The following is a 14439-nucleotide window of genomic DNA, read 5'->3' as shown; positions in this document are numbered from 1 at the left end:
GATTATCCCTTCACCGCACCGAGCGACAGGCCTTCGACGAGGTAGCGCTGGGCGTAGAGTGCGAGTGCGAGCGTCGGCGTGATCGAGAGCACGATCGCGGCGGCGATCTGGCCGTACTGGATGCCCGAGGCCGTGACGAAAGCCAGCGCGCCGACTGTCACCGGCTGCTTGTCCGCGGACGCCAGCACCAGGGCGAACACGAAATTGTTCCACGCGAAGATGAAGGCGAGCAGACCGGCCGCTGCGATCCCGGGACCTGCCAGCGGCAGGGCGATCTTGCGGAACGTCGAAAACCAGGAGTGGCCGGCGATGCGGTAGGCATATTCGACATCGGCCGAGATGTCCTCGAAGTAGCCGCGCACGATCCAGAGGATGAGCGGCAGGCAGATCAGCTGGTAGATCCAGATGAGACCGAAATAGGTGTTCGAGAGGCCGAGCCACTGAAAATACTGCGTCAGGGGCAGCAGCACGAGCAACGGCGGCGCAAAGCGGAAGGAGAGCAGCGTGAAGGCGATGTCCTCCGACCCCCTGAACTTGTGCCGCGCGAAGGCATAGGCCGCCGGCACGCCGAGGACCAGCGCCAGAGCTACGGAAGCGACCGACAGCAGAACCGAATTGCCGAGATTGCGCATGAAGGCGATATCGAGCGTGCCGGAAGCGGTCTGGAGTTTGCCGGTGATCAGCGCCGCATAATTCTCGAGCGTCGGCGTGAAGACCACCGATGGGGGTATTCTGAGGATCGTCTCGTTCGTCTGGAACGACATGAGGAAGATCCAGATGATCGGAAACATGAAGAAGACGACGACCAGGGTGAGCGCGACGCCGCGCAGGAGCCTTTCGACCGGAGAGGTGGTTTCCATTTTCGGCCTCCTTACGCTTCGCCGCGGGCGCGTTCGCGCAGCCGGAGCCAGTTTTTGATGAAGATGTTCGACAGGGCGTAGGTGATCGCCCACAGGATGATCAGCAGCGCCGCGGAACGCCCCACATTGGTCGACTGGAAGAAGTTGAGGTAAGCCTCGACCTGGAAGACCGTCAGCGTGTCCCCGGGTCCGCCCTGCGTCATCGCGTAGATGATGTCGAACTGCTGGATCGAATCGAGCAGCCGGAAGAGCGTCGCCGTCAGAATATAGGGTGTCAGCATCGGCAAGGTGATACGGAAGAAGACGAAACTGCGCGGCACGCCGTCGAGCGCCGCCGCTTCGAAAGGCTGCGTCGGCAGCGAGCGGAGGCCCGCGAGCAGCAGGATCATGATGAAGGGCGTATAGACCCAGATGTCGACCAGCACGACGGTCAGCAGCGCCGTGTCCGGCGACGAGGCCCAGCGGAAATTCTCAAGGCCTACGAGGCTTGCGAGATAGCTCAGGATTCCGAAGCCGGGATTGGTCATCAGCTTCCACATCAGCGCGGCGAGCGCCGGGGCCGTCATCAGCGGCAGGAGCAGCATGATCGAGATGAAGTTGTTGACCGTGGAGCGGCGCTGCAAGAGCAGCGCGATGCCGAGACCGAGCAGCAGCTCCAGGGTCACGGTGACGCCGGCATAGAGCAGCGAGATCTTCAGCGTGTTCCAGAAACCCGGATCGGTGAAGAAGTTCAGATAGTTCTCACCCCAGTTGAACTGGCGTGCCCAGGGCTGGCTAAGCCGGTAGCGCTGGAAGGAATAGATCACCGCCGTGAAGAACGGGATCAGGATACCGATGCACACGAGAAGCGCCGGCAGGGAGAGCACATAGGGCAAGGCCCTCTTGCTGATCCCGAACCTGCTGCCCCTTGGGCTGGAGTGCGTTACTGAAGCCATGGCCAGCTCCGTCTAAATGCCTGTGTCTATGACATAAGGGGTCGGCCGCGGCCGGCGCAGCCAGACCCCCTCTTCCGTTTGCTTTTCGTGCCGAAACGGCGGCCCGCCGGCGGCGGGCTGGCCTGGAGCGGGATGGATGCGAACCTTCGATGATGTCGGCCCGCCTCCGCTCCAAGCCGGAGGTGCGATCAGCCGAGCCCGGCTTCCGCGAGCTGCCGGTTGATGCTCTCGACAAGCCTGTCGAGACCCTCGTCGACCGGCACTTCCTTCGCCACCATCTTCTGCAGCGTCGCCGCCCATTCGGTGGTGAGGTCGAAGAAAAGCGGCTGGGGGGTGAAGTGGATCTTCGCGCCCGGCGCCGAAACGTCGTGCATCTCCACATATCCGGGATAGCTCTTGTTCAACCGCTCGCGGAAGATCTCGTCCTTCCAGACCGATGCCCGGACCGGGTTGACGAAGTCCATCTTGGTCGCGCCGAAGATCGCGTGCTCGAGACCCGATGCCCATTGCAGGAAGTACCAGGTCGCATCCTTGTCCTTCGCGAAGTTGGACATGGCCAGCGACCAGATCCAGATGTTCGGCGTCGGAGCCTTTGCTTCCGGGTTGGCGGCAAACGGCGCGTAGGCGAGCTTGCCGGCCATCTTGTTATCGCCGCCATTCATGAAGTAGCCGAGAATGTCGGCGTCGTAGATCATGGCGGAGGCGCCGGCGCCGAGGTCCGTGCCGACCTGGTACCAGGTATAGGTCGACCAGTCCTTCGGGCCGCTCTCCTGGATCATCTGCACCCATTTTGCGTGGAAGGCCTTGGATTCAGGCGTATTCATCGCGGCCGAAAGCTTGCCGTCCTCCGAAACGTTCAGATCCTTCTGGCCGAAATTGGCGTAGCCGGAAAGGAAGCCCGGATGGATGGTCGCCCAGGAACGGGACCCGCGCACGCCGATGCCGTAGACGCCGCCGCCCACGTCCTTGTTGAGCTTTGCCGCGGTAGCGACGAGTTCATCGAGGTTCTTCGGAACGCTTGCGCCGACCTTTTCGAACATCTCCTGATTATAGGAGAGGTTGTTCTGCTCGTAGCCCCACGGAATGCACCATTGCTTGGCATCTTCCGAACCGAGCGCACCGCCCGGCTGGCCGTTCCATGCGCAGGAAGCCTTGACGCCCGGCAGGAAGTCGTCCCAGCCATATTGCGGATTTGTCTTCGCCGGATCCTTGATCCACTCGTTGAGGTCCGTGATCCAACCGGCCGGACCGTAGGTCCAGGTCATGTAGGCGCCGGTCATGAAGGCGTCGTATTCCGACGAGCCGGAAGAGAGCGCCGCCGTCACCTTGTCGAAATAGACGTCCTCCGGGAAAACGTCATAGGTGACTTCGATGCCGGTCAGGTCCTTGAACGCCTGAAGATTGGCGATCATCGCATCCGCATAAGGGTGCTTGTTCAGGAGCAGCTTCAGCGACTTGCCGGAATGTGCCTTCCAGTCGAAGTCGGCGGCAAGCGCCTGGGTCGACATCATGTTGAACAGGGTGCCGGCGGTGCCCGCCGTCAGGCCTGCCGCGCCAAGGCCCTTCAACAGGCCGCGACGGTCCACCTCTCCGCGCAGGAATGCGCCAATGAGGTCTTTCTCCTTGTCGTACATCTGTTTTCTCCTCCACTACGGGTAAAACTGCTCGACTGAGCTGCCGGCTACCCAACCGGTATTGCCTCCCTGGACCGCAGCGCCGATTTTCGTCGCTCCTCGGTCCCGTGTTTTCTCAAGCGGCGAGCGTCTGCGCAGTGCGCTCGTCGGTGATGAGTCCGCTCAGGAACCCGCTCTCCAGGACCGCGCGAATCGGGCGCGCCTTGACCCTGCCCCCGGCAATCGCCACGGTGCGGCGGTTCTGCAGGTCCTGCCGGCCAAGCGTGAAGGTGCGGTTCGAAAGCGCGGTCTCTATCGGCCTGCCCTTCTCGTCGAAGAAGTGGCCGAGCAGTTCGCCCACGCCGCCCGCTTTCTGGATCTCCGCTATTTCGCGCATCTCGATCATCCCGGTCGCCACAAGCGATGCCTCGCGCTCGGCCGTACCGATTCCGACCATCAGAAGGTCGGCCGACTTCGCGAGATCGAAGACCTCCCGCACGCCGCGCTGGCTGAAAAGGACATCGCGGTCCTCGACCGTATTCGCGAAGAACGGCACCGGCATCACATAGGCTTCCGCGCCCGTGCGCTCTGCCAGGCGGTGGATAACGTCATGCGGATTGGCGGAGAATTTTCGCGTGAGCCCGCCGAGCAGAGAAACGAAGCGCGTGTTGTTGCTCGCCGTGCGCGGCATGTACTCGATGCTGGCTGCGAGCGTGCGTCCGTGGCCGACGCCGATCAACGCCGTCTCTCCGCGCTCTATCTCGCGTCTGAGAAACTGCGCCCCGGAGATGCCGAGCGCCTTCAACGGCAGGTCGTCGCTGTCGAAGTCCGGGACCACCTCGCAATAGTCCAGGCCGTAACGGCTGGAAAGCTTCTGCTCCAGCTCGACGCATTCGGAGACGTCCCCGTCGATATAGACTTTCACCAACCCTTCCTGGTTGGCTTTCATGATCAGCCGGTGTGCTTTGAGCGACGTGAGCCCCAGGCGCTTGGCGACCTCGGCCTGGGTCAGCCCGCCGGCGTAATGCAGCCAGGCGGCGCGGGTTGCCATGCTCGCCTCGTCCTCGCGGACAGCCATTCCACCGATGCTCGCCATATCCTCCCACCCGATGCTGCGCTGCATGATAAATTTTGCAGCGCATGATATTTTTATCTCGATATGAAATAATTTTCACGGGTTGAAAAAATTGTCAAGTCTCAGTTGGTCGCATGCCGAAAAAACGCGGGCACATCGGCGATGCGTCCCGCGGAGTTTTCGAAAAGCCAATGGCGTCAGGTGATCGGCAGACGCGGAAGCCCGCCTTCTAATGGCCGAGATTCTTGATGTAGAGAGACAGGAGCTGGGTTTGCGAGGAAATGCCGAGCTTCCGATAGACGTTGCGGCGGTGGACTTTGACCGTGCCCGTCGAAATGCCGAGCTTCAATCCGATCGATTCGGAAGAATGGCCCTGGAGCACGAGTTCGATGATCGCCGCTTCCCGCTCGGTAAGATTGAGGTGCCGCCAGACCCCGTCTGCCGGAGGATGTGCCGCCTTCCGGCGGCCCCGGCCCTTTTTCGCGAGCGCCATATCGAAGCGACGGTCGAGTTCCGCCCAATGATGGCGCACGAGGGCCGCCACCAGCAGCTCCGCCTTCTTCAGCAAAGCGAATTCCGTCGCGCTGAAGACCCCCGTCGCCTCCCGCCGCATCAAGGAGAGGACGACGGTGACCTGTTCGCTGACCGGCACGAAGAAGCCGACCTCCTCGGCAAGCCCCGTCTGGACGTAGTAGGTCCGGTAGTACTCGCTCGAGAAAAAGCGGTCGGGCGCCAGTTCGCGCATGCGCCACACGCCGGGCTTGGGGGCACGAGCGGCGTGATAGAACGGATCGAGCAGATAAGGTCCGGCCTGATAGAGGCTCACGAAGAGCACGTGATCCTCGGCGTCGAACGTACTGTAAAGGTCGAGCGGCCGTTCTTTTCCGCGATAGGCGAAGACGACGACGTAATCGAACGTCATCAGGGTGGACATCAGTCCCCGGAATGTGCAGCCGACAGCCTCGTCATCCATCGGGGCGCCGTTCACCAGCGGCGCCATCGCCTGAAAAAGTCTGTCGAGGTCGATGCCCAAACGGTTCTCCCGGGTCGCTCCGCCGCTCTGGGGTATACTCCTCCCACAGGGCGTTTTGGGTTGAAATACCTCTCTTGGGGTATATACCGGCCCGGGCGCTTTTGACTAGGCTATCCGATAATGACGGTGGAAGCGGCGGTGCATGAACCGCGAGCAATTCCAAGAACGACCGCAGGGAACAGACGTGACATCCGCTTCGACGAACGACATCGAATTCCGTTCGGTCGCCAAACGCTATGGCAGCGTAACGGCCGTATCGGACATCAACCTGGCGGTGCCGAAGGGCGCCTTCGTTGCACTGCTCGGCCCATCCGGCTGCGGCAAGACCACATGCCTGCGCATGATCGGCGGCTTCGAGCAGCCGAGCGAAGGCATGGTCTATATCGGCGGCCAGCCGATGAACGGCGTGCCTGCCTATCGCCGGCCGGTCAACATGGTGTTCCAGCAATATGCGCTTTTCCCGCATCTCGATGTCGAGCAGAACGTCGCCTATGGCTTGAGGCAAATGCGTCCCCGTATCCCGGCCGCCGAGATCACCCGGCGTGCTCAGGAGGCGCTGGAGATGGTCCGCCTCGGCGGCTTCGGCAAGCGCCGGATCCACGAAATGTCCGGCGGACAGCAGCAGCGCGTGGCGCTCGCCCGCGCCATCGTCAACAAGCCGAAGGTGCTGCTCCTCGACGAGCCGCTCGCAGCGCTCGATAAGAAGCTGCGCACCGCCATGCAGATCGAGCTGCAGAGCCTGCAGCGCGAGCTCGGCATCACCTTCGTGCTCGTCACGCACGATCAGGAAGAGGCGCTCTCGATGAGCGACTTCGTCTGCGTCATGAGCACCGGCCGCATCGTGCAGATCGGACCCCCGCAGGAGATCTACGACCGCCCGGCAAGTCTCTTCGTCGCCGACTTCGTCGGCAAGGCCAACCGCATCGCCGGTTCCATCGAACCCGGCGCCGGCGCGGTCCTCCTCGCCAATGGCGTCGGACTTGCCAAGCCCGCCCGCGCCAACGGCACGGCAGGCCCGGTCATGGTTGCGCTGCGCCCGGAGGCGATAAGCCTGGTGCGTGACGGCAGCGCTGCGCTGCGCGGCACGGTGACCCACCGTATCTTCCTGGGCTCGTCCGTCGAATATTCGGTCGAGGTCGAGGGCCTCGGAGATTTTCTCGTTACCGCAGACCGCCGCAGCCTGAACGACAGCCATCTCGCCGAGCCGGGCGAAAGGATCGGGCTAAGCTTCGACCCGAATGCAATGCATGTCTTTCCGGCCTGAAGGGCCCGATCTGTCGCAAACAATTGACGTCAACGATAAGGGAACAGCATCATGACCAAGTGGTACAGAGAGAATGCCCCGATCACCGCGGACAAGCTTGCCGACGAACTGATGCGCCTGAAGCGCGGCTCCGTTTCGCGTCGTCACTTCCTCGGCGTCACCGGCCTCGGCCTCGCGACGGCCGTATTGGCGCGCCAGCCCGGCCTCTTCAACTCCGCCGCTTACGCCGCCGGCGACCTCGGCACACAGATGTCGATCGCCACCTGGCCGAACTATCACGATCCCGCCACCTTCGAAGCCTTTACCGCGGCGACCGGCGTTGCGGTCGAAGTCAACGTCTTCGGTTCCAACGAGGAAATGCTGGCGAAGCTGCAGGCGGGCGGCACCGGCTGGGACCTCTTCGTGCCCACGAACTACACGATCTCGACCTATGTGAAGCTCGGCCTGATCGACGAGCTCGATCTCTCCAAGCTGCCCAACTACGACGCCTCGACGGAAAACGGGCGCTTCACCAATGAAGGCATCGTCGACGGAAAGACCTATGCCGTGCCGAAGAACTGGGGAACCACCGGGATCGCGGTGAATTCCGACAAGATCAAGGCGCCGGTTGCGAGCTGGAAGGACTTCTTCGAGGTCGCGATGACGGAAGCCGACGGCCGCGCCATGGTGCACGACTATCAGCTCACCACCATCGGCAACGCGCTGGTCTCGCTCGGCTTTTCCTTCAATTCGGTCAAGCCCGAGGAGCTCGCCAAGGCCGAAGAGTTGCTGATCAAGGTCAAGCCGCATCTCTATGCCATCAACAGCGACTATCAGCCGTCGATGCGTGCGACCGATGCGTGGATGACCATGTGCTGGACCAATGACGGGGCCCAACTCAATCGCGACATGCCGGAGATCAAGTTCGTGCTCGGCAAGGACGGCGGCGAGATCTGGTCGGACTTCTATGCGATCCCGAAGAGTGCAGCGAACAAGCCCGCGGGCTACGCGTTGCTCGATTTCCTGATGACCCCGGAAAATGCCGTTAAAGAACACATCGCCAACGGCGCGCCGACGACCGACAGCCGCGTCATGAAGCTGCTCCCGACCGATGTCACCTCGAACAAGATCGTCTATCCGGACGAAGCGGCCCTCACCCCGCTCGAATTCGGCGCTGCCGTGACGCTGACGGATCCCGGCCGCGCCGAGTTGATGGCGCGCTTCAAATCGGCTTGAACATACGGGCAAGATCGCCCCTCATCCCGCTGCCGCGACCTTCTCCCCGTTTAACGGGGAGAAGGACACAAGCCGCGACGCCCCAGTCCCCTCTCCCCGCCTGCGGGGAGAGGGTTAGGGTGAGGGGCAGTTTCATTCCAGTTCACGGACAAACCATGCAGGCAGCAACGAACACGAAGAGGAAACTGGTTACGGCGGCGCTGATTGCGCCGGCGGCCGCGTGGCTCACCGTCTTCCTGGTTCTCCCATTCATCGCCATGCTCGTCTTCGCCTTTGGCGAGCGGGCGCCTGAAGGCGGATACCAGCCGGCCTTCACCTTTGCGCAGTTCGCCAATCTGCCGACTCGCGCGGCCGCCTTCTGGAATACGCTGATGCTCGCCCCGGCCGGCGCCCTGCTCTGCCTCATCGTCGCCTATCCGGTCGCCTATTACCTCGCCGTCAAGGCAAATCCGCGCTACCGCCTCATACTCGTCTCGCTCGTCGTCGTTCCTTTCTGGACGAGCCTGCTCGTGCGTACCTATGCCTGGATGTACATCCTCGGCTCGCGCGGCATTCCCAATCTCCTGTCGATGATCGGCATCGAGGACGTCCGCATGCTGAATACGCCCGGCGCCGTGCTGCTCGGCATCGTCTACGGCTATCTGCCGCTGATGATCATGCCGATCTATGTGAGCCTGGAAAAGCTCGACCGCCGCCTGCTGGAGGCTTCCGCCGATCTCGGCGGCAAGCCCGTCTCCACCTTCCTCGGCGTCACTCTGCCGCTGTCGCTGCCGGGGGTCATGACGGGCGTCGCGCTCGTCACCATCCTGCTTCTCGGCGAGTATCTGATCCCGCAGCTGCTCGGCGGAGGCAAGGTCTTCTTCATCGGCAATGCGCTGGTCGATCTCTTCCTGCAGTCTCGGAACTGGCCCTTCGGATCGGCGATCGCCGTGACACTCGTCGCCGTCGTCGTCGTCGTGCTCATGGTGGCGATGCGAATCGCCTGGAAGGTCGCAGGAACAAGACAGGTGGATCTCGTCTGATGCGCGCCTTCATTTCCTCCGTCTATCTCTTCCTCTATGCGCCGATCGCCCTGGTCGTGCTCTTCTCGTTCAATGCCGGCCGCAATGCGAGCGAGTTCACGGGCTTTTCGCTCGCCTGGTACGGCAAGGCGCTCGGCAACACCTTTCTCGTCTCGGCGCTGCAGAACAGCCTGATCATCGCCTTCACCAGCGCCACGCTTGCCGCCGTCTTCGGCACCATGGCGGCGCTCGGCATGGAACGGCTTGGCTCCCGCATGCGCGCGCTCTTCGATGCTCTCTTCGCCGCGGCGATCGTCGTCCCGGGCGTCGTCATCGGCATCGCGACGCTGGTCGCACTCGTCGCTGTCTTCTCCTTCGTCAACCCGACGATCGCAGCCCTCTGGCCGGGCGATCAGCCGCCGCAACTGGGACTCGGTTACGGCTCCATCATCGCCGCCCACGGGCTCTTCTCGATGGCGCTCGTCACCATGATCGTCAAGGCGCGCATCGCGAGCCTCGGCCGCGACATCGTCGAGGCGTCGGGCGACCTCTATGCGACGCCGCTCACCACTTTCCGGCTGATCGTGCTGCCGCAGATCCTGCCGTCGATCCTCGCGGGCTTTCTCCTCGCCTTCACCTTCTCCTTCGACGACTTCATCATCGCCTTCTTCGTCGCCGGCTCGAAGACGACCCTGCCGATCTATGTCTTCGCCTCGATCCGCCGCGGGGTGACGCCGGAAATCAACGCGATCGCGACCCTGGTCCTGGTCGCCTCGCTGTTCCTTATCCTGACCGCCCGCGTGCTCATGCGCGAAAAGAAAAGCAAATCCGGGGAGTGAAACCATGATCCTGAATGACCGGATCGCGATCGTGACCGGAGCGGGCTCCGGAATCGGCCGGGCGGGCGCCGCCATCATGGCCCGCGAAGGCGCCCATGTGGTCGTCGTCGACCGCAGCGTGGAAGCCGCGGGCGAAACCGTGGCGGCGATCGCCACCAGGGGCGGCAGCGCTGAAGCGCTCGCGGTCGACGTCACCGACGACGAAGCGCTTGCGGACGGCATCGCCGATGTCCTCTATCGGCACGGGCGGATCGACATCCTGCACAATCACGCCGGAGCGCAGGTCGCCGGCGACCTGGAAAAGGTCGAGGTGGCGGGTTTCGACCGGTCCTGGAACCTCAACGTCCGCGCCCATTTCATGGCCGCCCGCCTCGTCATGCCCTCGATGAAGGCGGCCGGTCGCGGCGTGATCGTCAACACGTCGTCCTCATCCGGCGTCCTCTACGATCGTGAGATGATCGCCTATACGACGACGAAACACGCGGTCATCGCCATGACCCGGCAGATGGCGGGCGACTATGCGAAATACGGTGTCAGGGTGAACGCTCTCTGCCCCGGCTGGGTCGACACGCCCTTCAACGAACCCTTCATAGACCAGATGGGCGGGCGCGAGGCCATCGAAGCCTATATCCGCGAGAGGGTTCCGCTCGGCCGCTGGGCGAGCGTCGACGAGATCGCCGAGTCGATCCTCTTCCTTGTTTCCGACCGTTCCTCCTACATGACGGGACAGATCCTCGTGGTGGACGGGGGCGAGACGGTGGTCTGATCGCTGAATCATCTCTCGATGGATTGGCCGCAGACCTCTGATTCGACTCGCAAAACTCACCTTCGCTCAACTTCCGCCTGAAGCCGTTGAATCAGTTCTTCAGCTTGAGCCGCCGGCGCGTCTCGCTGGGGCTTTCGCGATAATGCGCGCGATAGCTGCGCGAAAATGAAGATGACGAGTTGAAGCCGGAAATCGCCGCAATGTCGGCGAACTCCATCCGCGTTTCGATCACCTTGCGCCGCGCTGCGTTCAGCCGCAGCGCCAGATAGTGTTCGTGCGGCGCCACGCCCATGGTCTCCTTGAAGAGATCCTGAAGGTGCCGGGCACTGACCCCCACGCGGCGCGCCAGCCGCGCGAGCGTCAGCGGAGCCTCGACCGTTTCTTCCATCAGCTTGACCGCGGCGCCGACGCGGGTCTCGAGAATGCGCATGTTGCCGATCGCGGGTACCTGCAGGAGGTCACCGCGGGTGCGTTCCTGCTCGTAGATGAAGAGGCGCGACACTTCGAGCGCCAGCGAATAGCCGTGCGCGCGGCGGATCAGTTCCAGCATCAGGTCCAGCGTCGGCAGCGAGCCGCCGGTGGTGATGCGTTTTCGGTCGATGACGAAACGCTCGCGCACCATCGTCACCTGCGGATAGGCGGCGGCGAAATCCTCGAAATCCTCCCAGTGGGTGGTGGCCGAGAAATTGTCGAGGAGGCTCGTCTCCGCCAGCAGCCAGGAGCCGGATTCGATTCCGGCCATCATCTCCCGGTGCCGCGCCGTCTGCGACAGGAGCATTTTGAGCTGCGAGGTGGCGCTGCGCTGCCAGTGGTAGCTGGAAAGCACGAAGAGCGGCGCCGTCTCGCGCTGCGGGCGGAAGGCGCCGGCCACCGGGACGGGAATGCCGCTCTTCGTCTCGATCGCTCTCCCGTCCGGACTGAACAGGCTCCAGCTGTAAAGCGTGCGCCCGGCGATACGATTGGCGGCGCGCAACGGTTCGACAACCGATGCGACAAGGATGAGATTGGTCTCCGGCAAGACCAGAAGGTCGATATGCTGCGCCTGCGCGATGCTGCTGTCCACGACAAAACTTCCTCCAGAGAATTCCGATAATGTATAGGATGGTTCTCTTAGTGCAAAGCAACGCGGCACTTTCTGGCCCGTAATACGGGCAACGAAAGGGAGGACATCAATGCCGCTCAGCATGAACCGCGAGGTGTTCATCACATGCGCCGTCACCGGCGCCGGAGACACCGTCTCGAAATCCAGCCACGTTCCGGTCACGCCGAAACAGATCGCTGAATCGGCGATCGAGGCCGCCAAGGCGGGTGCCGCGGTCGTCCACTGTCACGTCCGCGATCCCGACACCGGCGCGCCTGCGCGGCGGCTCGACCTCTACAGGGAAGTGACCGACCGCATCCGCTCCGCCGACATCGACGTGGTGCTCAATCTGACCGCCGGCATGGGCGGAGACCTCGTCTTCGGTAACGTCGAGAGCCCCTTCCCCGTCAACGAGAAGGGCACGGACATGGCCGGCGCCACCGAACGCGTCGCGCATGTCGCCGAATGCCTGCCGGAAATCTGCACGCTCGACTGCGGCACCATGAATTTCTCGCTCGGCGATTACGTCATGACCAATACGCCGTCGATGCTGCGCGAGATGGCACGGCAGATGACCGCACTCGGCGTGCGTCCGGAGATCGAGGCCTTCGATACCGGCCATTTGTGGTTCGCCAAGCAACTCGCCGAAGAAGGCCTGATCGAGGATCCGGTGCTGATCCAGCTCTGCATGGGCATTCCGTGGGGCGCGCCGGACGATCTCAACACCTTCATGGCCATGGTCAACAACGTTCCCTCGAACTGGACCTTTTCCGCCTTCTCGATCGGCCGCAACGCCATGGCCTATCCCGCTGCCGCAATCCTTGCCGGCGGCAACGTCCGCGTCGGCCTGGAAGACAATCTCTATGTCGGCAAGGGCCAGCTCGCGACCAATGCCCAGCTCGTGGAGAAAGCGGTTTCCGTCGTCGAGAGCATGGGCGCGAAGATCATCGGTCCGGAGGAGGTCCGCAGGAAGCTGAAGCTGACGAAGCGGTAACAAGACCCCTCCCAACCCTCCCCACAAGGGGAGGACTTAACCTGCCGCGGCAGGCGCCACCTGTCCCTCCCCTTTGTGGGGAGGTCGGTCCCGAAGGGATCGGGAGCGGCTCTTACGACATTTTGAATGGAGAGGGGAATGACCACAATCACCAGGGCCGCCTGTATCGGCGGCGGCGTCATCGGCGGGGCCTGGGCTGCGCGTTTTGCGCTTGCAGGAATAGACGTCAACATCTTCGACCCGCATCCGGAAGCCGAGCGCATCATCGGCGAGGTCATGGCCAACGCGGAACGCGCCTATGGCATGCTGACCATGGCGCCGCTTCCGCCGCGCGGCAAATTCACCTTCTGCAAGAGCGTTCAGGAAGCAGTCGAGGACGTTGACTGGATTCAGGAAAGCGTGCCCGAACGGTTGCCGTTGAAGCGCGGCGTCATCAACGAGATCGATGCGGCCGCCCGGCCCGACGCCCTCATCGGCTCCTCCACTTCGGGCCTGCTCCCGTCCGACCTGCAGGCCGAGATGAAACACCCCGAACGCATGTTCGTGGCCCATCCCTACAACCCGGTCTATCTGCTGCCGCTGGTGGAGCTCGTCGGCGGCAAGAAGACGTCGCCGGAAACGATCGGGCGCGCCGAGGAAGCGGTCGCCGAGATCGGCATGAAGGGCGTCGTCATCGCCAAGGAGATAGAGGCCTTCGTCGGCGACCGCCTGCTCGAGGCGCTCTGGCGCGAAGCACTCTGGCTGATCCAGGACGACATCTGCGATACCGAGACGCTCGACGACGTCATGCGCTATTCCTTCGGCATGCGCTGGGCACAGATGGGTCTCTTCGAGACTTACCGCATCGCCGGCGGCGAAGCGGGCATGCGCCATTTCCTCGCCCAGTTCGGCCCCTGCCTCAAATGGCCCTGGACGAAATTCACCGACGTGGTCGATCTCGACGACGCGCTCGTCGAGAAGATCGGGGCACAATCGGACGCGCAGGCCGCCGGTCGCTCCATCCGCGAACTCGAACGCATCCGGGACGAAAACCTCGTCGGCATCATGCATGCCTTGAAGGCCGGCGACGGCGGCAAAGGCTGGGGTGCCGGCAAGCTGCTCGCCGATTTCGAGAAGCGGCTTTGGGAAAAGGGCGGCAGTCCGTCGAAGAGCCTGGACGCGTCCGGGCCGCTGCGTCTGGTCGATACCAGGGTCAACGCCGCCTGGGTCGACTACAACGGCCACATGACAGAGCATCGATACTTACAGCTCTTCGGCGACACCTCGGACGCACTGCTCAAGTTGATCGGCGTCGACTTCGCCTATGTCGAGGCCGGCCACAGCTATTACACGGTCGAGACCCACATCCGCCATCTCGGCGAAGCCAAGCTCGGACAGGCGCTCTATACGACCCTGCAGCTTCTTTCGTCGGACGAGAAGCGCATTCACTTCTTCACGCGCATTCACGATGCGGCGTCGGGCGACGTCATCGCCACCGCCGAACAGATGATGCTGCATGTCGACGCCAAGGCCGGCAAGTCCGTGCCGGCACCGGCGGAGGTGATGGCCAAGCTGAAGCCGATCACGGAAGGTCATGCGAAGCTGGACGCGCCCGAGGGCGCGGGACGGCATGTGGGGCAGAGACGGTGATGGCGATGCTGGCGGGATGAGAGCCCCTCATCCGCCTGCCGGCACCTCTCCCCGTCCCAAGGACGTCCCGACGGGGAGAGGGATAGTCCTCGGATTAGCCCGAGGAGAGGGGCACCGCCCGAGAGCCCGCAGCA

13 protein-coding genes are annotated in these 14439 nt (G+C 63.1%); 7 read left to right on the top strand and 6 right to left on the bottom strand.

Annotation, left to right across the window (positions count from 1 at the left end):
* Nucleotides 1-2: 2 nt before the first annotated feature.
* From AC6CIG_RS05675 to AC6CIG_RS05655, 5 genes are all read right to left on the bottom strand, one after another.
* Nucleotides 3-860 carry a carbohydrate ABC transporter permease gene (locus tag AC6CIG_RS05675; RefSeq protein WP_018095516.1) on the bottom strand — a complete coding sequence of 286 codons (858 nt, stop codon included), beginning with the start codon at nucleotides 858-860 and terminating at the stop codon, nucleotides 3-5.
* A gap of 11 nt (nucleotides 861-871) precedes the next feature.
* A complete protein-coding gene (locus tag AC6CIG_RS05670; protein WP_018095517.1) occupies nucleotides 872-1795 on the bottom strand; it encodes a carbohydrate ABC transporter permease in 924 nt (307 codons plus the stop codon).
* Between the two features lie 188 nt (nucleotides 1796-1983).
* On the bottom strand, nucleotides 1984-3429 hold the full coding sequence (locus AC6CIG_RS05665; protein WP_100671750.1) for an ABC transporter substrate-binding protein: 1446 nt from the start codon (nucleotides 3427-3429) through the stop codon (nucleotides 1984-1986).
* 115 nt (nucleotides 3430-3544) lie between these two features.
* A complete protein-coding gene (locus AC6CIG_RS05660) occupies nucleotides 3545-4504 on the bottom strand; it encodes a sugar-binding transcriptional regulator (RefSeq protein ID WP_026168650.1) in 960 nt (319 codons plus the stop codon).
* 208 nt (nucleotides 4505-4712) lie between these two features.
* Complete coding sequence (locus AC6CIG_RS05655) at nucleotides 4713-5516, bottom strand: helix-turn-helix transcriptional regulator (RefSeq protein WP_018095520.1); 804 nt, start codon at nucleotides 5514-5516, stop codon at nucleotides 4713-4715.
* Nucleotides 5517-5658: 142 nt separating this feature from the next.
* Here AC6CIG_RS05655 and AC6CIG_RS05650 point away from each other — a divergent pair, with 142 nt between their 5' ends.
* From AC6CIG_RS05650 to AC6CIG_RS05630, 5 genes are all read left to right on the top strand, one after another.
* Nucleotides 5659-6780: an ABC transporter ATP-binding protein gene (locus AC6CIG_RS05650; RefSeq protein ID WP_201269685.1), complete on the top strand. Its 1122-nt coding sequence runs from the start codon at nucleotides 5659-5661 to the stop codon at nucleotides 6778-6780.
* Nucleotides 6781-6831: 51 nt separating this feature from the next.
* Nucleotides 6832-7995, top strand: a complete 1164-nt coding sequence (locus AC6CIG_RS05645) for a polyamine ABC transporter substrate-binding protein (protein WP_127711272.1) — start codon at nucleotides 6832-6834, stop codon at nucleotides 7993-7995.
* A 155-nt stretch (nucleotides 7996-8150) separates the two neighbouring features.
* Nucleotides 8151-9017 (top strand): ABC transporter permease, encoded by an 867-nt coding sequence (locus AC6CIG_RS05640; RefSeq protein WP_018095523.1) that lies wholly within the window; start codon nucleotides 8151-8153, stop codon nucleotides 9015-9017.
* Nucleotides 9017-9835, top strand: coding sequence for an ABC transporter permease (locus tag AC6CIG_RS05635; RefSeq protein WP_018095524.1), 819 nt, complete (start codon nucleotides 9017-9019; stop codon nucleotides 9833-9835). The genes AC6CIG_RS05640 and AC6CIG_RS05635 overlap by 1 nt, the downstream gene beginning before the upstream one ends.
* A gap of 4 nt (nucleotides 9836-9839) precedes the next feature.
* On the top strand, nucleotides 9840-10601 hold the full coding sequence (locus AC6CIG_RS05630; protein WP_018095525.1) for an SDR family NAD(P)-dependent oxidoreductase: 762 nt from the start codon (nucleotides 9840-9842) through the stop codon (nucleotides 10599-10601).
* 91 nt (nucleotides 10602-10692) lie between these two features.
* Here the strand turns inward: AC6CIG_RS05630 and AC6CIG_RS05625 are convergent, their stop codons facing one another.
* A complete protein-coding gene (locus tag AC6CIG_RS05625; protein WP_018095526.1) occupies nucleotides 10693-11664 on the bottom strand; it encodes a GlxA family transcriptional regulator in 972 nt (323 codons plus the stop codon).
* Nucleotides 11665-11773: 109 nt separating this feature from the next.
* Between AC6CIG_RS05625 and bcoG the strand changes: the two genes are divergently transcribed.
* Together bcoG and AC6CIG_RS05615 are read left to right on the top strand one after the other, a co-directional pair.
* Nucleotides 11774-12676, top strand: a complete 903-nt coding sequence (gene bcoG / locus AC6CIG_RS05620) for a 3-dehydrocarnitine:acetyl-CoA trimethylamine transferase BcoG (RefSeq protein WP_018095527.1) — start codon at nucleotides 11774-11776, stop codon at nucleotides 12674-12676.
* A gap of 138 nt (nucleotides 12677-12814) precedes the next feature.
* Nucleotides 12815-14305 (top strand): carnitine 3-dehydrogenase, encoded by a 1491-nt coding sequence (locus tag AC6CIG_RS05615; RefSeq protein ID WP_127711276.1) that lies wholly within the window; start codon nucleotides 12815-12817, stop codon nucleotides 14303-14305.
* Nucleotides 14306-14439 lie beyond the last annotated feature (134 nt).

It is taken from the genome of Sinorhizobium sp. GQ132, assembly GCF_059758575.1.
Note: the sequence above shows the minus strand (reverse complement) of the source record. Positions and strands in the feature narration are given on the sequence as shown.